The following is a 19316-nucleotide window of genomic DNA, read 5'->3' on the forward strand; positions in this document are numbered from 1 at the left end:
CAAGTCTATGCAGGGATCGTGCATCGCCTGATATGCGCCCGGCATGGCAATGTCTCTTCAACAGTTGGAGGGAGAGAATGGCTACCGATTCGATACTGGCGGAGGATTTCCGCTTTGACCCCTATTCGCCGCAGAATGACGCAGATCCGTATCCCGCTTACGAGCGACTGCGCGAGGAATTCCCACTTTTCTGGTGCGAGGAAGCGGGCATGTGGGTGCTCAGCCGCTACGACGACATCCTGCGCGCGTTGCAGGATTGGCGGACCTATTCCTCGGCCAAAGGCAATCTGGTCGATGAATTGCCGGGCCGCGCCGGTGCGACGCTAGGCTCAACCGATCCGCCCCGGCATGACCGCCTGCGCGGACTGATCCAGAAGGCCATGCTCAAGAGCGCATTGCAGGAAACGGTTGAGCCATTGAGGCTGGCTGCAAGGGGCCACCTCGAAGCGCTCAGGGAGAAGGACCAATTCGACTATGTCGCCGAGTTTTCCTCTCGCGTGACGCTGGACCTCATCTTTGCCCTGTTCCGTCTGCCCCAGGAAGGGCGCGAGGAAGTGCGCACCAAGGCTGTCTTGATGACACAGACCGACCCGGTTCTGCGCAGCAAGAACGACGATCAGCTGGAAGCCTATCGCTGGATGTCCGACTATGCCGAAGCGCTGGTCCAGGAACGCAAGAAAGCGCCGGGCGATGATCTGTTGTCGAACTTCATCACCGCCGAAATCGATGGTGAAAAACTGCGCGACGAGGAAGTCCGCTTGACCGTGACCACGCTTATCATGGCGGGGATCGAGAGCCTCTCCGGCTTCCTCTCCATGCTCGGGCTCAATCTGGCGCAATTCCCGGACGCAAGGCGTGCGCTGGCGGCAGATCCCGCGCTGATCCCCGATGCGATCGAGGAAAGCCTGCGCTTCAACACCTCCGCCCAGCGTTTCCGTCGCTGCATCGCGCAGGAAACGGAGTTACATGGCAAGGTGATGAAGCCGGGCGATTTCGTGATGCTGTGCTACGGCTCAGCCAACCGCGATGCTCGCAAATTCGAGAATCCGGACGTTTACGACATTACCCGCAAGCCCAAGGGGCATCTCGGTTTCGGTGGAGGCGTTCATGCCTGCCTCGGTTCCGCATTGGCGCGGCTCGCATGCCAGGTATCGGCCGAGGAGTTGCTCGCTACGATCCCCGATTTCTCCGTGGCAGAGGAAGACTTCCCCTGGATCCCCTCATCCAATTTCCGCAGCCCGCAGAGATTGGTTCTGGCAAGGGGCTGAGACAGGGGACCGGACCGGCACCATAACCATCACCGCATTGGATCGCGGGGCATGGGCAGGACCGAACTCGGCAGGGCGGCTGAACGCCAAGCCCTGCCGAGAGCGTGGTTCGGAGAATTAGTGGTCCCGCCTCAAGCCAGCCGAAGCAGGCGCGATCCGTGCGGAGGAACCGTGCGATCGATACGGCCCGTGGCGGTTCCGTCAGCCTGGCGGGCCCACAGATCCCTTACTGTGACCGATCCATGGATACCCAGCAGATCCAGATCAATGCCGACCGTGCGTTCGCTTTCGCCAGTATTGAACAGCGCCAGATAGCGATCGCCATTCGCGGCACGGGCCGACCAGATACGCGTTAGGTCTTCAAGGAAGTGAGGCCGGTTTCCGGATGAAGCCTGGTTCACGGCAATGACTTCCGGATTTGTGAGCAAGCGCCTGGTCGCATCGTCGAGATATCTGAGGTCACCGCCCATGATCAGCGGGGACCGTGCGATCGACCAGAGTGTCATCACTGTCTGCTGTTCGTCAGGTGTGAACTTGCTGTCCCGGTCGCCCAGTGCCAGCCTGCCCAAAGGAAGCATGTCGGCATCTGGCCATGCACCATTGCCCATGAAAGGATTCCAGTTTTCGAGACGCGTGAACTGGGCCTCCAGCAATGGCCATTCGTCCCAGAAGTCGTCCGAAATCCGCCACATCTGGGCATAGTTGCGCGCGTGATCGCCGCGAATGACCGGGGTTTCGCCGGGCGACATGCTGAGGATCATCGGGCGGCCTGAGTTCACGATAGCGCGGTGGATGGCCTCGATTTCCGGCGCATGGGCATCGTAGGGCCGCGCCAGATCGTCCACCTTCACGAAATCCACCCCCCAAGAAGCGAACAGGCCGAATACGCTGTCATAATAGGCCTGCGCATCGGGCTTCGACATGTCGATGCCGTACATGTCGGGGTTCCACGGGCAGACGCTTTTCGTGTCGGCTATATCTCTGGCGAAAGAGCCGGTGCCAAACACAGGCAGGTTGCGCTCCACCGCTATCCGCGGGATGCCGCGCATAAGATGCACGCCGAAGCGCAAGCCCATGTCGTGAACTTTCGCGGCCAGCGGCGCGAAGCCCTTGCCGCCTTTGCTCGATGGAAACCGGTTCGGCGCAGGCACCAGCCGGCCATACCCGTCCATGGTGTGGAAGGGTTTCGCTTCGTAGGTATAGCTGGACGCATTGGGCGCGTACCACTGGATATCGACGGTCAGGATATCGTAACCGACGGGCAGCAATTCCTTCGCCATGATCCGGGCTTGTTCCAGCGCCTGATCTTCGGTGATGGTGGTCGCAAAGCTGTTCCAGCTATTCCAGCCCATCGGCGGCGTCGGTGCCAGCTGCGCAGATTTCGCAGGGCGTGACCCGGACAAGGCAGGGGTTTGCGCCAGCAGAGGCGCCGCCCCCGCCGCAAGCGAAGTCCCCATCAAGGAACGGCGTGTAAAGCGTAGTTTGTTAGCCACGTGAAACTCCCATCAGATTTTCTTTGGATCGACTGACTACCAGTCGAAGGCTTCCACCATTGTGATCTGTCCGCACAGGAAGGCGTCTGCGACCAGCCTCAGCGGACTGACATCGACATCGGACACCTCGGCCCGGATCAGCGCCGCGAAACGCGAATAGAGACCGGGATATTCGCCTTCCAGCGCGTGGTCTTCGGTTTCGTCTTCGACCCCCGCTATCGAGAGAACAGCCCCGCCCTGGCTGAGCTTCAGACCGCCCGCATCGGTTTCAACCTCTATGTCCCAATGCTGTGGCCCCTCCTGGCGAAAATCGAGATCCATTTCGACCGGCGCCCCATTGCAATCGCGCATTGAGACCAACGCTGCGATCGGCGAGCCACGATTGGAAGGAAAGAAGAGTTCCGACTTCGTCACAAACAGCGCTTCCGGCAGGATGCGCGTGGCGATGGACAGAGCGTTGATCCCCGGATCGAACACGCCGAACCCGCCGGGTGCCCAGATCCATTCCTGCCCGGGATGCCAGACTCGCACATCTTCGCGCCAGGTGATCTTCGCGCTCTTGAGCGTTCGGCCTTTCAGCCAGTTTCGCGCCGGTTCTACGGAGCGGGCGAAGCGCGAATGCCAGGTTGCGAACAGGCTGACGCCTGCTTTTCCGGCAGCTTCACGCAGTGCAACCACCTCCGCCAGCGTGGCGCCAGGCGGCTTCTCCAGCATGACGTGCCAGCCACGCTCGATCGCGAAATGGGCAATGTCGTAGCGCACTTGTGGCGGAGTGCAGATGGACACCGCGTCCACCGCAATGCCGGATTCGGCGAGTTCCTCGATACTGCTGACGCAAGGCACGCCTGGCACACTGGACGTCCCACCACGCGTGACGGTAGCGACCAGTTCGAACTTGCTCGTACCGTCAATGGCGGGAAGATGCTGGTCAAGGGCAATCTTGCCAAGCCCAACCACTGCAAGCCTTATGGGAGCGGTCATAGCACTTGCACCTCATGCTTCTGACTGGGTGCAATCTCGAGCGTGTTGCGAAGCGGCAGCGCGAATGGCGCCGCCGAGATTTCGAACACATCGCCTTCCTTCGTTTCTATGCCGTCAGCAAATGACAGCGTGGCTGTGCCGAAGAAATGCACATGGACGTCGCCCGGACGGCGGAAACCGGCATATTTGAAGTGATGTGCCTCCAAATTCGCGATTGTATGCGACATATTGTCTTCGCCGGTCAGGAAGGGCTTTTCCCAAAGGCATTCCCCGTCACGGACAATGCGGCTGGTACCGCGAATATCGGCAGGAGGATCGCCAAGCAGCAGCTCGGCACCGAGCGCGGCGGGCCGGAGTTTCGAATGGGCGAGCCAGAGATAGTTGTGGCGTTCGGTCACGTGATCGCTGAATTCATTGGCCAGCACGACCCCCAGGCGGAACGGAGTGCCATCGGGTCCGATCAGGTAGATGCCAGCCAGCTCCGGCTCCTCACCGCCATCCCTGGCGAAATGGGGCGATGGCAGCGGATCCCGCGGTCCAACAATCGATTGCCCGTCACCCTTGTAGAACCATTCAGGCTGCTGTCCCTCTTCGCCCGCTGCGGGCTTGCCACCTTCAAGGCCTTCCAGAAACATCCTCATGGAATCGGTCTGCATCGCGGCATCGGCCATCGCCCGGTGCATCTTGTCGCGACCCTCGGCTGAACCGAGATGCGTCAGCCCGGTGCCGGTCAAGTGGATACGGGCGCTGTCGGGGTGGTCGATCGCGGGCAGGAAATTGCCAGCTTCATATTCGGCACCGATATCGACGCTCTCCGAACTGCGACGCTGCCGGGCCAGCGCGAGCAAGGTAGAACCTTGCGCAGTCGCCTCCTGCGCCAGTTCAAGGACCGAGCCAGCCCCTGAAAGGAAATGGGCATCGCCCTCCCCTTCCGCCAATACCAGTCGGCGTTCCCCTGAAGGCGAACGGTGCTGCAAAAGTCTTGCTTGCGTCATCATGCTTTTCCAATGGCGGAAAGCAGCGCCCGCGCGTCTGCCGCGACGGATTCTGCTGTCTTTCCGGGTTTGTAGAGAATGGAACCGAGGCCGAAACCGTCGGCACCTGCAGCCGTCCATTCGGCCATATTGTCCTTGTTGATGCCCCCCACGGCCAGCACTCTTGTATCCTTGGGCAGGACGGCGCGCTGTGCCTTGAGCATGGCAGGCGGCGTACAATCGGCCGGGAACAGCTTGAGCGCCGTGGCCCCGGCATCGAGCGCGGTGAAGGCTTCACTCACGGTATAATATCCCGGCAGGCTGGCCATCCCCAACTCCCGAGTCCTTTCGATGGTCGGAGCATGCGTATTGGGCGAAACGACAAACCGACCGCCTACCCCTGCGACTGCTTCGGCATCGTGAGGCGAAAGAACCGTTCCAGCCCCCACCATTGCGCGGTCACCGAACCGTTCCTGCATGATCCCAATGGATGAGAGCGGCTCGGGCGAGTTCAGCGGCACTTCGATCAGGGTAAATCCCGCTTCAACCAGAGCCAGGCCGATGTCGGCCGCTTCCGGGGGCGTCAGGCCGCGCAGAATCGCCACGAGTGGGCAAGCTTCAAAAGCCGTGTCGAAATCGAGTGCGCTCATCGGAGCTGCTCCTGAATTGCGTGAATACCGGCAACGAATGCCGCAGACGAATCCGTGTGCCGAGCCTTCATGCCGAGTTGGGCAATTGCGGCCGAATAGAGCTCGGCCAGATCACCCGAAGCCAGCAGAATGATTTCGCGTGCTGGCGAATTCTTGCGTGACCCGACATCGCTGCCAATCAGCAGACCGCTGACGTAAGACGCCGTTTCCTCTGCCTCCCGCACGCCCAGCAGCGCGGCGGCGCGCGCTTGAAAGAGTGCGGTCATCAGGTCGACTGCACCGGCTCCGCGCTCAACTCCGTCTTCAAATGCAGGGCCAGTCTTTACCGCCCCAGTCAGCATTTCGGACAGGATCGAGTGAGACTTGAGCAGATCGAAAATCTCGCCCGTCATAGCCGTGGCGACGGAAGCGATCCGATCCCCCGTGGTTTCGATCCACTTGTTGTGCGTGCCCGGTTGGCAGAACAAAGCGTCCCCTTCAATTGCCTCGGTCCTGAGCGCACCCAGAACCTGCACCTCTTCGCCGCGCATGACATCGGCACCACCGCCGCTGCGGTCACACACGCCAGGAACGAGAAGGATATCCTCTTCGCAAGCAAGACATTCGCCGGCTAGATCAGCAACATTGGCAGGCACGCTGCAATAGGGAACCTCGCGCCAGCCACGGCTCGAACCGATCATGCCTGCAGCAATGATCGGCAGCTTGCCATTGCGCGCCCGAATGGCAGCGAATTCTCGCGGGTAGTCCTCTGGCGACATGCGCGTGACTCCATTGTCGTCCCGCCAGCTGTCCAAAACGGAACCATCGCCGCGCATCGAATAGACGCGGCGATTGCTCGTTCCCCAATCGATCGCGATGTAGTCACCGCCGGACACCCGCAACTCCCACTCAAGCCGATATTTGTAGGACAATATATTACGCATGGTCGGGGTCAAGCCGGTTTCCTACCGAACCAGCTTCGAAATGCCCGCCAAACGACTGGAAGCGGTGCGCCCGCCCCGCCACGACCATACCGGCCTCAAGAAGCACGCTCACCCCGCCACAAGAAATGTGGCGGGGATTGCGCATTGCCTTCAGTTCTGGACGGCAGCCTCCGGCTCAACATCGACCAGCACTTCGTCCGGCAAGATGTTGGTCGGCTTCGACCCGAACAGCGCATACCACAGCACGTAAAGCTCGCAGACGACCGTCAGCCAGAAGCTCTCCTGCAGGCCATAGCTATCTGCAAGCCAGCCCTGAACGGCAACCAGCGCCCCGCCGGCGATGGCAGTAATCAGCAGTCCAGAGGCCTCTTCCGTGAGCGGGCCGAGCCCCTTGATACCCAGCGCGAAGATTGTCGGGAACATGATCGAATGGCCCAGTCCGACAAGGATCAGACACCACATGGCGACCGGGCCATGCAGCGTGGCCGCACCAACCATGACGACCGTGGCAAACAGCGCGAACGCCGCCAGCACCAGGTTGGCTGCATACTTGCGCATGATGAAACTGCCCAGGAAGCGTCCAACCATCATCCCGCCCCATAGCAGGATCAGGTAATTGGCCGCCTCTGCCGGTGTGATGCCCCCGATATCAGGAAGGATCACGAAAGTGATGAACAGATTGGCAACACCGATTTCCGCAATCAGGTAAATGAAGATCGCGGGGATGCCATAAACCAGGTTCTTGTGCGACCAGAGCGAGAGCTTCTTGCGCTCTTCGCGATTGGCCTTGCGCGTACTCGCCCCCAGTTGCGGCAGCCGAGCACGCCAGATGATGAAGGCGATGACAACAAGCACAACCGCGACGAGGAAATAGGGAAGTTGCGTCGCCTGCGCATCGGCGATGCGCTGCTCCACGGTCAATTGCGTCCCTTCGAGCGAAGTACCGCCCACCGTGCGGCTGAGGATCAAATAACCGCCGAAATAGGGCGCGAAGAAAGTCCCCATCGAATTGAAAGCCTGCACCAGCGTCAGACGCGATTCGGAGCTTTCATGCGGCCCAATCACAGCAACATAGGGATTGGCCGCGACTTGCAGCAGCGTGATGCCGCTGGCGATCACGAACAGCGCAAGCAACGTGACACCAAAGGAAATGGCCTGCGCCGCCCCGATCATGCCCAGAGCGCCGACGGCCATGACGACCAGCCCCAGAATGAGCGCCTTCTTGTAGCCGATCCGTTCGATCAGAAAGGCTGATGGCATGCCCATCACACCATAGGCGATGAACCACACCGATTCGATGATCGTGGTCTGGAAATAGTTGAGCTCGAACACGCTGCGCAGATGCGGCAGCAAGGTATTGTTGATGACCGTTATGAAGCCCCACATGAAGAAGAGGCTCGCCAGCAAGGCAAGCGCCTTGCCATAGGTCTGCGGGGGAGCATCCCCCCCTTGCGCTGCATTAGTAGTGACCGAAGGGCTTGGCATATTCCGTAACTCCCAGCTCCACCTTTCGAGGAATCCGAAAAGGGGCATTGCCAAATTTTTATATGTCAGACTATATGTGATTCGAATAACACGTCAACGACAAAAAATCAGAGAATTTCGGAGAGGCTTAGCATGACAAAATCAGGAGTTGCGCTTATTGGGGCTTGCTTCTCAATGGCTATGGCCAGCATGGCCACCCCTGCAGCAGCAGCCACAGCACAAAGAACCGCTTTCGGCACACTGCCCGACGGGGAGCAGGTTGAAGCGGTCACACTGACGGGCGAAAACGGGGTCAGTGTCGTTCTCGTCACGCTAGGTGCCACGATCCAGGCCTTCAACGCCCCCGATCGCGATGGGCGTATGGCCGATATTACGGTTGGGCCCGATACGCTCGCCGGCTATCTCGACCAGCACAATTACTGGGGCCAGACGATCGGCCGCTATGCCAACCGCATTGCGACTGGCAGCTTCGAACTTGACGGTCGCACAGTCCATCTCACGCAGAACGACGGAACCAATTCGCTTCACGGCGGAACCGAAGGCTTCGACAAGCGCAACTGGACCATCGCGTCTGTCAGCAGCGATGACGGCAAGGCGAGCGTAGTCATGACCCTGCGCAGCCCAGACGGGGATCAGGGCTATCCCGGCAATCTCGATGTACAGGTTGCCTACTCGCTCGACGATAGCGGTTCGCTCATCATCGATTTCACAGCACAGACCGATGCACCAACGGTGGTCAACCTGACCAATCACGCACTGTTCAACCTTGGCGGGAATGGTTGGCCCTATGGCACCTATGACCAGAAGCTGAGCGTCCCGGCCAGCAGCTACCTGCCCGTCGATGCAGATCTGATCCCGACCGGAGAGCGCCGCAGCGTGGAAGGCACGGTGTTCGATTTCCGCGAGGGCCGGATGCTCTATGACGGGCTGCGCGGCGGAAGTGACGACCAGATAGCGCTGGGTCACGGCTGGGACCACAATTGGGTTCTGGACAAGGGGCGCACCAGCCAGCCGCAGCTCGCCGCACGTGTCGAACATCCGCTGTCAGGGCGTGTGTTGGAAGTGCTTACGACCGAGCCAGGAATTCAGTTCTATTCGGGCAATTTCCTGGATGGAACGCTGATCGGCAAGGGCGGCCAGGTCTATCGCATGGGTGACGCCATTGCTCTGGAGCCGCAGGCCTTCCCCGACACCCCAAACCAGCCGGCCTTCGGTTCGGCGCGCCTCAACCCGGGCGAAACCTACCGCCACACAATGATTTATCGCGTATCCACGCTGGACCGAAAGCACGATCGATGAGCGAAAAGCCCTCCGCAACCAGACTGCGCAGCCGCGCCTGGTTCGACAATCCCGACAATGCCGACATGACCGCGCTCTATCTGGAGCGCTACATGAACTTCGGCCTTTCGCTGGAAGAACTTCAGAGCGGAAAGCCAATCATCGGCATCGCACAGTCGGGCAGCGATCTAAGCCCCTGCAACCGCCATCATCTGGTGCTGGCGGAGCGAGTGCGCGAAGGGATCCGCGAGGCGGGCGGTCTCGCCATCGAGTTCCCTGTCCACCCCATCCAGGAAACGGGCAAGCGGCCAACCGCCGCGCTGGACCGCAATCTTGCCTATCTTGGCCTGGTCGAGACGCTGTATGGCTATCCCATCGATGGCGTGGTGCTCACGATCGGCTGCGACAAGACGACTCCTTCGCAATTGATGGCGGCCGCCACTGTAAACATCCCGGCCATCGCACTCTCCGTCGGGCCCATGCTTAACGGATATTACAAGGGGCAACGCACCGGCTCCGGCACCATCGTTTGGAAAGCGCGCGAATTGCTCGCTTCGGGAGAGATCGATGACAAGGAGTTCATCAGGCTGGTCGCCAGCTCTGCTCCATCGGCTGGCTATTGCAATACGATGGGGACTGCGACCACGATGAACTCGCTGGCCGAGGCGCTGGGCATGTCGCTTCCCGGTTCGGCGGCAATTCCCGCACCCTACCGGGACCGCCAGGAGAACGCCTATTTCACCGGCAAGCGGATCGTCGAAATGGTGGCGGAAGACCTGAAACCGTCCGACATCCTGACCCGCAAGGCCTTCGACAACGCGATCAGGGTCAATTCCGCCATTGGCGGGTCGACGAATGCACCGATCCACCTGGCGGCAATTGCACGGCATATTGGCGTGGAGTTGCCGATCAAGGATTGGGAGGTGATCGGGCACGATGTTCCGCTGCTCGTGAATCTCCAACCCGCCGGAGAATATCTCGGTGAGGATTTCTATCGCGCCGGGGGCGTGCCCGCCGTATTCGGCCAGCTGATCGAACAAGGACTGATCGCTGAAGATGCGATAACGGTGAACGGCAAGACTGTTGGCGAGAATTGCACGGGAAGCGAGATTGAGGACGATCGCGTCATCCGCACGTTCGGCGATCCGCTGCTCAACTCTTCCGGCTTCATCGTGCTGTCGGGCAATCTGTTCGACTCCGCGATCATGAAGACGAGTGTTATCTCGGAAGAGTTCCGCGCGCGTTACCTTTCGAACCCTGATGATCCGGACGCTTTCGAAGGCACGGCAGTCGTGTTCGACGGCCCCGAGGAATATCACGCAAAGATCGATGACAAGTCGCTGGAAATCACACCGGACACGATCCTGTTCATGCGCGGCACCGGCCCGATCGGCTATCCTGGTTCGGCTGAAGTCGTGAACATGCGCCCGCCCGCCTATCTGCTGGCCGAAGGCGTCCATTCGCTGCCCTGCGTGGGTGACGGCCGACAATCGGGAACCAGCGGAAGCCCCTCTATCCTAAACGCCAGCCCTGAAGCGGCGGCAAATGGCGGATTGGCGCTGTTGCGCACCGGGGATCGCATACGGATCGATCTTCGCAAATGCACCGCCAATATTCTTGTCCCGGACGAGGAACTGGCCGCGCGCCGCGCCGAACTGGAGGCGAATGGCGGATACCAATATCCTGAAAGCCAGACACCGTGGCAGGAAATGCAGCGCAGGCTGGTCGGCGACATGGCAAGTGGCGCGATCCTGGAAGGCTCAGAGAAATATCAACGGATCGCCCAGACCAGGGGCATCCCGCGCGACAACCACTAACCGCGCGAACTTCGCCAGCCGGGCTGCTCTTGGCGGTTCATTGACGAATTCAGGTTAGCCAAGGGCCTCTTCGGTGTCCTGCTCCGCCTGCTTGATGAGATCGATCGTGACCTGTCGTGCACGTGCGCCATCGCCACTCGCAATGGCTTCGAACAGCGCACGGTGATCGTCGATCGGATCGCGCGGCTTTTTCTTGGGATTGCGATATTTGAAGTAGGTCGTCCAGCGAACTGCGGCGCCGATGCTGGCGGACAGGTTGATCAGAAGCTCGTTATCCGTCGCTTCCAGAATGGCAGCGTGAAACTCCTGGTCGGCCAGCTGACCCTCGCTCGTATGCAGCGAGTGCCGCGCCATTTCTTCCACCGCATGTCCCAATGTCGCAAGTTGGCGCGCAGTCTTCTTTTGCGCAGCCAGTTCCGCCGCAGCCGGTTCGACAATCAACCGCAGCTCGAACAGATTCCTGACGAACTTTGCCGGCGGCGGAGATTCGAACATCCACTCAAGCAATTTGGGATCGAGAAGCTGCCAATGCTTGCGCTCCCTAACGCGCGTTCCGATCTTGGGGCGGCTCTCGATAAGCCCTCGCACTGACAGCATTCTCAATGCTTCTCGGACGACACTTCGGGAAACGCCGAACTTCTCCGCGATTTCAATTTCGCCGGGCAGCACACTTCCAGGCTTGTGAAGACCGGTCACAATCGAAGTGCCGAGATCCCGGGATACCCTCATGTGCGATGGTTCGCGCTTCGCTTTCGTCACAGGCAGCTCCGACTTGGTGACTTCAATCATTTGCCAGACTCTCCCATGCACCCGGAATCCGCGGAATTGCAAACATAACAGCCCAAATTGGCTGTTGATCTTCGAGAAGCAATCTATATTGTCTGACAAGAAAATCAAACCACAACTTGGTTGGGAGATGTGATTTTACGCGAGAAGGTGCACTCGCCGTTCGTCAACGCGAAGAATGGCGGTGAATCGCAACTTGCAACGAAGGGCGCCCAGGCAAGGGCGTGGAACTACAAATGAAAAGACGCGGGCTACCCGCGCAACGGAGAGAGATTGATGCGTATTCTATTCGGAGCGGCGATCGCGCTCGCTATGGCCTCGCCTGCACTTGCAGATACCAATGTTACTGTCGATGCGGATGCACCCGCCCCGAAATATGACAAGCGGATTTTCGGGCAATTCGCCGAACACCTTGGCAATGGGATCGAAGATGGCATCTGGGTCGGCAAGGACAGCCCGATCCCGAACGAGAACGGCTATCGCAAGGACGTGCTCGACGCGCTGCGGGCCATCAAGGTTCCACTCGTGCGCTGGCCCGGCGGCTGCTTTGCTGACGAATATCATTGGCGCGAAGCGATTGGCCCGAAGACCGGCCGCAAGGTCAAGATCAACACGCATTGGGGCTATGTCACCGAAGACAACAAATTCGGTACGCATGAGTTCATGAATTTTGCCGAAGCGGTCGGCGCGGAACCCTATGTCTCGGGCAATATCGGATCGGCCCCTCCCTACGAGATGGCGGAATGGGTAGAATACATGACTGCTCCGATCGGATCGAGCCTGGCCAAGGAACGTGCGGAAAACGGCAGGAAGGAACCCTGGAACCTATCCATGTTCGGCCTCGGCAACGAACTGTGGGGCTGCGGAGGCAATATGCGGGCCGAGTATGCTGCCGACATCACTCGCCGTTATTCGACCTTCGTGAAAACGCCTGCTGGGCAGAAGACCATGAAGGTCGCCAGTGGCGCGAGCGATTTCAACACGCATTGGACCGATGTGATGATGGAGCGGGCCGGCCAGTTCTTCGATGGTATCGGCGTGCACTATTACACCGTGCCCAACAATTGGGAACACAAGGGTTCCGCAATAGGCTTCGACGAGGAGCAATGGGCCCGCACGCTGGCAAAAACCGTTCGCATGGACGATGTGATCGTCGCTCATTCGAAAGTCATGGACAAGCACGATCCCGAAAAGCGGGTTGCCCTGCTGATCGACGAATGGGGCACCTGGTATGACAAGGACCCTGGCACGCATGACGGGTTCCTGCGGCAACAGAATTCTCTGCGGGACGCGTTGGTCACCAGTCTCAACTTCGATATTTTCGCCAAGCATACGGATCGCGTTCGCGGTGCGAACATCGCGCAGATGGTCAATGTGCTACAGGCGATGATGTTCACCGAAGGCGCGAAAATGGTGAAGACGCCAACCTATCATGTCTTCGACCTCTACCAAGGTTATCAGGACGGAATCGTCTATCCGGTGAATGTCGAAACACCCGAATATGCGAAGGACGAATGGTCGCTCGCCAAGATCAGCGCCAGCGCGGTGCGCGGAACCGATGGTGTGTTGCGCATCGCACTCACGAATGTCGATCCGAAAGCGTCCGAGAAGGTGTCCATCACCCTCGATGGGGCGAGCGGCAAGGCCGTGAGCGGCCGTATCATTACCGCGGCCAGGATGGATGCGCACAACACCTTCGAGGACAAGGACGCAGTCGTTCCAAAGCCCTTCGGCGGCGCAAAGATCAACGGCAGTCGCCTGATGCTGACCATGCCTGCGAAGTCGGTCGTCATGCTTGAGGTTCGCTAACCGGTTGCAATAGTCGGAGTTCGCAAAATGAACAGGGTATTGAAGATCGGATTGCGCAGCAGCACGATCATTGCAGCGTACATCTCGTTGGCGGGATGCGCTGGTCAGCAAGACAATGCCGAGCGTCTACCGGGCAGCAACCCGATCATCACTGACGCATTCACAGCCGATCCTGCGCCACTAGTGGTGGGTGACACGGTCTATCTCTACACTACGCATGACATTGCGACGGGCGACGTACTCTACGCAATGAACGATTGGCTGGTCTATTCGTCGAAGGATCTGCGTCACTGGCAGGCGCACGGTCCGGCCATGCGTGAAGCCGATTTCTCCTGGGCGGAAGCAAACAACAGCGCCTGGGCTGCTCAAGCGGTGGAGAAGGACGGCAAGTTCTATTTCTACGCCCCGGTCAAGCACAAGGAACCCGACCGCGGCTTCGCAATCGGTGTGGGAGTTTCGGACAGCCCGACCGGGCCGTTCGTCGATGCTCGCGGCTCCGCTCTGGTGACCAACAGCATGACCACGGTGGGGCGCGACTATGACCAGGATATCGACCCGACCGTGTTCATCGACGACGATGGGACTCCGTGGCTCATGTGGGGTCACTTCACCTGCTTCCTGGTGAAGCTGAAGCCCAATATGACTGAGCTTGACGGTGAAATCAGGACGATCGAACTGCCTGACTTCACCGAGGGACCCTGGCTATTCAAACGCGAGGGCCGCTATTACCTCGCATACGCTACGATCGATGAGGACAATCCCGGCAATGAGCGGATTGCCTATGCCATGGCACCCGCAATCACGGGACCGTGGGAATACAAGGGGTTGATTACCGGAGAAGCCCGCAACAGCTTCACGATCCATCCCGGTATCATCGAGTTCAAGGACCAGTGGTATTTCTTCTACCACGACGCACAGCTGACAATCGGCGATCTCAAGCCTGCGACCGGTCGCAGGGCGGTTGCGGTCGAATATATGGACTTCAATCCTGACGGCACGATCCGCCCGATAACCCAGACAGACGCGGGGATCAGCGGGGAACCGGGAAGTTAGGAGCTTAAGCGTTTTCCCAATTCGTGCGCTTCAAGATCGGCCTGTGTCGTGTCTCGTAGATCACGTCTCGGGATTTGGAGCTTCAGGCCTCGGACCATAGACCTTGCAGTTATATTCCTCGCCATCAGGCATCATGCCGGCGAGTGTGCCGGGACTGTGGCAGAAGCCGGCTATGCTGTCGTCGGTAACCATGCCCTTGTTCCATTCTTCCCACGCAGCCTTGAGCTGATCGAACCTCTCAGGCTCGCTCTTCGCCATATCGGCGCGCTCAAGACTATCGACCGAGAGATCGAACAGGAACTCGTTGTCATCCAGCTTGAGGTACTTCCAGTTACCAACCCTTGCGGCGCGCTGGTTGTGGCCCTGGAACTTCCAGAAAAGGGAGCGGTTGATTGAACGGCCGCTGGCGAGCGGCGGCAGGAGCGAAATACCGTCGAGCACTTGATCCTGGCGCGGTTTGACCCCGGCGGCGTCGAGAATGGTCGGCATCCAGTCCATCGTGCTGGCCATTTGCGCGGAATCGACACCAGCCGGAATTCTGCCCGGAAAACGAACAATGCCGGGAACGCGAATGCCTCCTTCGAGCAACATCCCTTTCATCCCGGTGAAGGGCCACACTTCGGAAAAACGCTCACCGCCATTATCGCTGGTAAAGATCACCAGCGTGTCATCCGCCATTCCGAGATTGTCTAGCGCGCGCAATACCCTTCCGATATTGCGATCAAGGCTCTCCATCATCTGCGCGTAGGTTTCGAGCGAACCGCCACTGGCGATACTGCTACCTCCGTCGCCTCCCAGCGCCTGATCTTCCGGCCCTTCCCACGGCCAATGGGGCGCGTTGAAATGGAGGCTGATCAGAAACGGTTTTTCACTCTCATTGTATCGCGCAAGCGCCTTGACCGTTTCATTGGCGAGCAAGGTGGTCATGTAGCCAAAATCTTCGGATTTCTCTTCCCCGCGGTGCAAGGCGTACTCGCCCCGCCATTGGTGCGTGAAATAGTCGATGGCACCGCCTAGAAAGCCGTAAAACTCGTCATAACCATGCGCCAGCGGACTGCCGCCCTCGCTCTCGCCGAGGTGCCACTTGCCGATCAGCGACGTGCCGTAGCCCGCCTCTCGCAAAAGTGCAGGAAGAGTGGGATAGCCTTCCGGGATCGCGGAATCGCCCCATTCCCCGGCCGAGAACGGCTCGATCAGCCCGGTTCGAAATGCAACATTGTAGCGCCCGGTGGCCATCGACAGGCGGGTAGGCGAGCAGACCGGAGAACTCGCGTAGCAGTCGGTCATTCGAACACCCGCCGCTGCCAAGCGGTCGAGATGCGGCGTTCTTATGTGGCGCGATCCGAAGCAACCCAGATCGGCCCAGCCCATGTCGTCGGCCAGGATCACAAGGATGTTTGGCCGAGGCGAGCTAGCGGCCGAAGCTCGATAACCCGATAGAGCCCCGGTTGCGGCCATCCCCTGGATGAATGTGCGTCTGGCGGTCTTCATGGCAGTCCACTCCCATCAATCGTTCTGCCGACGGATGTTCGCCGGTCCTCTTATGGCACGATGGTAATGCTGACGTGCCGGTTCTCGGGCCCTCCCTCGATCGCCTCCTCGCTAGCGGTAACCTTGAATTCGACGTCCTCGAGCCCGGCCCCGCGGAACATCCTCACGATTTCTTCCGCGCGCTCGCGGGCGATACCGCCATGCTCGACCAGCAGTGTGCCATCGCTGAGCCGAGTTGCGCCGCGATAGCCAGTGACCTCGATTTGCTTGGCCTTGCTGAGCTGCGCGTATTCCAGCGCCGGAGTCATCACGCGCGGAGTCTGGAAGTTGACCATCCCTTCGAAGGCATAGGGAATGTCGAATGATTTCGGTGTGTAAGGCGGTTTGGGAGGCGGCGGCGGGTCGGGAAAGCTGAATGCAAGCCGGCCACCGCTGGGCCCAGGCGGACGCGGAGGGGTGAAGCTGATATCCACTCCTTCGCGCGCCATGCGGAGCTCATCGCATTCGGGTGACAGTTCCGGCATGATCGAGATTGTGATCGGTTCGATCACCTTCGCGCCGCATTCCTCGTGATCGGCTAACTTGCCTTCCACCAGCACCTTATGCCCCAGAGAGGGCGGGTTGAACGGCGCTGAAACGTCGCTCTGGATCCCCATGTAGTAGATCTGGCCATCGTGGGCCGCGAGCCAACACGGGACTGTCGGCGTATCCTGCACGATGGGGCACGCGACGAAAGCTACCCGCCCCTGTTCCTGCGCCTGCAGGGCAGACGCAGACAGCAGCGGCAGCGCGATGATGCCGGGCAGCAGACGGTTCATTTCCCCCTCCTCACAACGCATCCAGGAAGTTGCCGAGATCGGTCTTCTCCTGCTCGCTGAACTGGATGTTGTAGCGGCGATCGTAGAAGTCGATCAGCTCGCGCATGTTCTGGGCGGATCCGTTCGAGAAATAGGGCGCCCGCGCCGCCAGCCCGCGGAATTGCTGCATCACGATTGTACCGACATCGTTGCACTTGCCCGAGATCAGCGCTCGCCCCGGGTCCTGGGTGTAGAATACACGGCCAAGATAGGGATGCGGATGGGCGCTGCGGCTGCAGGTAATCTTGAACAGTGGCATCAACTCGTCTTCGGTCTGCCAGGGATTGCGCGGCGCCTCCTTGGCCCAGGGCAGGTTGGTTGTGCCGATATCCATCCAGCCGTTGACCGTATCGAGCCCGGTCATGTGCATGCCGTGGCAGGTCGAACAGGTTCTCTTGGTCGGATTGCCCAGCCCAACCGTGTTGAGATGCATCGAATCCCGGATCCAGAAGGTCCGGAAGTGAAAGATCTTCTGACCTCGCAGGATTGATTCGCGCATGGCTCTTACTTCGGCCGTTTCAGTTGGCTTGGGCTCCTGCCAGGCATCGCCCATTGGTATGACCCACCGCGTGATGTTGTTGCCAAGCACTCCAGCATCGCCGTCGCGCAGATTGTAGGGACCAAGACCGGGGGGGCCATCGGGTTCGATCAAGCTGCCACCTGGCCCCATATCGACCTGTGCCGCGTAGATTTGTCGCTCGAATGCTTCGATCCGGGCCATTTGTTCGGGCGTCAGCCTGTCCCATTCAAGATGGCTGTGCGCCGCATCTTTCATCTGCGTCTTGAGCGTCACCGCCCTCGCATCTGCCATCATGTTCATATTGAGCGGCTTGCCGGTGTCAGGATCGCGAAGGGCAGGCTCGCCTGTCTTGCCGACGAAGGGGCTAACGCCGAACTTTTGATGAACGACATATCCCATGTTTGCGACCACGCGGGGGCGGCGATAGACCGAGATTGTCGGGCTTGAACTGTTCAGGCCATAGACCGGATCCGTATTGCATCCGGCAGGATCGCGAACCACCTCGATATCGAACTCGGGCTCAATTGCATTGCCCGCAGCGTCCCTTGGCGGCCAGGGAATACCGACGCGAAAAAGGCCGCGTTGGAGCAACAGCGAATGCGATGCAGGATTGCCCTTGGGAAGATTGGGGCAATTGGCTCCATCGATCATCGCAAAGATGGGATCGGTGCCTTCGGTTTCCCGCCAACGCTGCTTGATCGAACGCAGTGACAGGCTCATCCCGTCGGCAGGCTGATGGCAGCTGACGCAGGCACGGCCGTTGGGGCCGAGAGGCTCGAAAAATGGATGCCCCTCGGTATCTACCGGGCCATCAGCGTTGAGGATCCCGATATGGCCGGCAAGGTCGGGATAGACCGCGAACTCGGGCAAAACCTTGCCCGAACCGGGTTCCCACCAATGAAGATTGGTACCGTCAGCGGAAGACGCGATTGCGATCGCGGAAAAGACACCAAACGAAGCCACCGCCAATCCGGCAAAGAAATTGCGCATGCCGTCCTTCATTGGCTTTCCCCGCTTGGAATGATCGATTGTTCACGCATCCATTCGAACAGGCGATCACCCCACAGGTCGATCGTCATGGAAAAATTGGGCACTTCATAGATGTGCAGTTCGACTGGCTTTCCGGCGTCCTTCCAGATCGAGAAGACTGCCATCAGCCCGTCGGTCACCGGCCCGTGATTGGCCTCGGTTACCAGATAGAGCGGCGGCGCATCTTCGGGTGCCGCAACGTCCTGCAGAGACGGGCCAAAAATCGAAACGAAAAAGTCCGGCTTCTGCTCATCAGGAGCATTGGCAAGGAGTGTCCCGAAAGCCACCCCTCCCCCTGCAGAAGTACCGAGGAGTCCAATGCGCTTCGGATCAATTCCCCACTCGCCCGCCCGCATATGCATGATCGCAAGCATGGCCTGTGCATCATTCACTGCCAGTTCGATCAATCTGGCTATCTCGGGATTGTCGCGCGCCGGATTGGCATTGCCGTTTACGATATCCATCTTCGGAAACCGCATCGGCGGAGCATTGGGTGGTGGCGGAGCGGAGGCCCGTTCGACCGCCTGAGGTGACATTTGCAGGGTCCGGTATTCGAGCAACGCCACCGCAATGCCCTGGGACAGGAAGCCGTCGATTTCCGTCTGAGTGCCCTTGCCCACGCCAAGCATCCTCATACCTCCGCCGGGAAGCATGATCACTGCAGCACCATTGGCGACAGACGGATCAGGCAGGTAGAGTTCGTATAGCGGCTCACGCGTGTTGTAGATCATGCGACTGTCGCCGCGCTCCACCACTATTCGTGGATAGGCCCAATCCTCCGAGCCCTCGGCAGCTCCGTCATAAACCGGCCCGCGATACTCCGGTGTCGCGGCAATCGCTGTGCCTGGGCCCAGCAGCACCGCCGCCAATGCGAACTTCAAGCAGCGCGTTATGCCCGATCC

The 19316-nt window shown here is 59.7% G+C and carries 16 protein-coding genes; 5 read left to right on the forward strand and 11 right to left on the reverse strand.

The window, feature by feature from the left end:
• The first annotated feature begins 77 nt into the window (after nt 1–77).
• A complete protein-coding gene (locus ACQY6C_RS00330) occupies nt 78–1268 on the forward strand; it encodes a cytochrome P450 (RefSeq protein WP_427963470.1) in 1191 nt (396 codons plus the stop codon).
• A 131-nt stretch (nt 1269–1399) separates the two neighbouring features.
• On the opposite strand, the gene ACQY6C_RS00335 is transcribed toward ACQY6C_RS00330, so the two are convergent.
• The 6 genes from ACQY6C_RS00335 to ACQY6C_RS00360 all read right to left on the reverse strand — a co-directional run bounded on the left by ACQY6C_RS00335 (nt 1400) and on the right by ACQY6C_RS00360 (nt 7774).
• Entirely contained in the window at nt 1400–2725 is a 1326-nt protein-coding gene (locus tag ACQY6C_RS00335; protein WP_427963683.1) for a glycoside hydrolase family 27 protein, read from the reverse strand.
• 72 nt (nt 2726–2797) lie between these two features.
• Nucleotides 2798–3742 carry a Gfo/Idh/MocA family protein gene (locus ACQY6C_RS00340; protein WP_427963472.1) on the reverse strand — a complete coding sequence of 315 codons (945 nt, stop codon included), beginning with the start codon at nt 3740–3742 and terminating at the stop codon, nt 2798–2800.
• Complete coding sequence (gene araD1, locus ACQY6C_RS00345; RefSeq protein WP_427963684.1) at nt 3739–4737, reverse strand: AraD1 family protein; 999 nt, start codon at nt 4735–4737, stop codon at nt 3739–3741. Before araD1 ends, ACQY6C_RS00340 begins: the two co-directional genes overlap by 4 nt.
• A complete protein-coding gene (locus ACQY6C_RS00350; protein WP_427963474.1) occupies nt 4737–5366 on the reverse strand; it encodes a 2-dehydro-3-deoxy-6-phosphogalactonate aldolase in 630 nt (209 codons plus the stop codon). The genes araD1 and ACQY6C_RS00350 overlap by 1 nt, the downstream gene beginning before the upstream one ends.
• Complete coding sequence (locus ACQY6C_RS00355; RefSeq protein WP_427963476.1) at nt 5363–6289, reverse strand: 2-dehydro-3-deoxygalactonokinase; 927 nt, start codon at nt 6287–6289, stop codon at nt 5363–5365. Before ACQY6C_RS00355 ends, ACQY6C_RS00350 begins: the two co-directional genes overlap by 4 nt.
• A gap of 150 nt (nt 6290–6439) precedes the next feature.
• Nucleotides 6440–7774: a sugar MFS transporter gene (locus ACQY6C_RS00360; RefSeq protein WP_427963478.1), complete on the reverse strand. Its 1335-nt coding sequence runs from the start codon at nt 7772–7774 to the stop codon at nt 6440–6442.
• Between the two features lie 180 nt (nt 7775–7954).
• Here ACQY6C_RS00360 and ACQY6C_RS00365 point away from each other — a divergent pair, with 180 nt between their 5' ends.
• Both ACQY6C_RS00365 and ACQY6C_RS00370 read left to right on the forward strand, forming a co-directional pair.
• Nucleotides 7955–9073, forward strand: coding sequence for an aldose epimerase family protein (locus tag ACQY6C_RS00365; protein WP_427963685.1), 1119 nt, complete (start codon nt 7955–7957; stop codon nt 9071–9073).
• Nucleotides 9070–10869 (forward strand): IlvD/Edd family dehydratase, encoded by a 1800-nt coding sequence (locus tag ACQY6C_RS00370; RefSeq protein ID WP_427963480.1) that lies wholly within the window; start codon nt 9070–9072, stop codon nt 10867–10869. The genes ACQY6C_RS00365 and ACQY6C_RS00370 overlap by 4 nt, the downstream gene beginning before the upstream one ends.
• A 54-nt stretch (nt 10870–10923) precedes the next feature.
• On the opposite strand, the gene ACQY6C_RS00375 is transcribed toward ACQY6C_RS00370, so the two are convergent.
• Nucleotides 10924–11658 carry a FadR/GntR family transcriptional regulator gene (locus tag ACQY6C_RS00375; protein WP_427963482.1) on the reverse strand — a complete coding sequence of 245 codons (735 nt, stop codon included), beginning with the start codon at nt 11656–11658 and terminating at the stop codon, nt 10924–10926.
• A gap of 273 nt (nt 11659–11931) precedes the next feature.
• Between ACQY6C_RS00375 and ACQY6C_RS00380 the strand changes: the two genes are divergently transcribed.
• Together ACQY6C_RS00380 and ACQY6C_RS00385 are read left to right on the forward strand one after the other, a co-directional pair.
• A complete protein-coding gene (locus tag ACQY6C_RS00380; protein WP_427963484.1) occupies nt 11932–13464 on the forward strand; it encodes an alpha-N-arabinofuranosidase in 1533 nt (510 codons plus the stop codon).
• Nucleotides 13465–13491: 27 nt separating this feature from the next.
• On the forward strand, nt 13492–14517 hold the full coding sequence (locus ACQY6C_RS00385) for a glycoside hydrolase family 43 protein (protein ID WP_427963486.1): 1026 nt from the start codon (nt 13492–13494) through the stop codon (nt 14515–14517).
• Nucleotides 14518–14577: 60 nt separating this feature from the next.
• Here the strand turns inward: ACQY6C_RS00385 and ACQY6C_RS00390 are convergent, their stop codons facing one another.
• From ACQY6C_RS00390 to ACQY6C_RS00405, 4 genes are read right to left on the reverse strand one after another with little or no spacing between them, the layout of a single operon-like run.
• Nucleotides 14578–16008 (reverse strand): sulfatase family protein, encoded by a 1431-nt coding sequence (locus tag ACQY6C_RS00390; protein WP_427963488.1) that lies wholly within the window; start codon nt 16006–16008, stop codon nt 14578–14580.
• Between the two features lie 50 nt (nt 16009–16058).
• Nucleotides 16059–16826: a hypothetical protein gene (locus tag ACQY6C_RS00395; protein WP_427963490.1), complete on the reverse strand. Its 768-nt coding sequence runs from the start codon at nt 16824–16826 to the stop codon at nt 16059–16061.
• A 10-nt stretch (nt 16827–16836) separates the two neighbouring features.
• On the reverse strand, nt 16837–18387 hold the full coding sequence (locus ACQY6C_RS00400) for a hypothetical protein (RefSeq protein WP_427963491.1): 1551 nt from the start codon (nt 18385–18387) through the stop codon (nt 16837–16839).
• Nucleotides 18384–19295, reverse strand: coding sequence for an alpha/beta hydrolase (locus ACQY6C_RS00405; RefSeq protein ID WP_427963493.1), 912 nt, complete (start codon nt 19293–19295; stop codon nt 18384–18386). Before ACQY6C_RS00405 ends, ACQY6C_RS00400 begins: the two co-directional genes overlap by 4 nt.
• Nucleotides 19296–19316: the final 21 nt, after the last annotated feature.

This window comes from Altererythrobacter sp. (genome assembly GCF_050299635.1).
In the GTDB taxonomy this organism is placed as follows: Bacteria; Pseudomonadota; Alphaproteobacteria; order Sphingomonadales; family Sphingomonadaceae; genus Erythrobacter.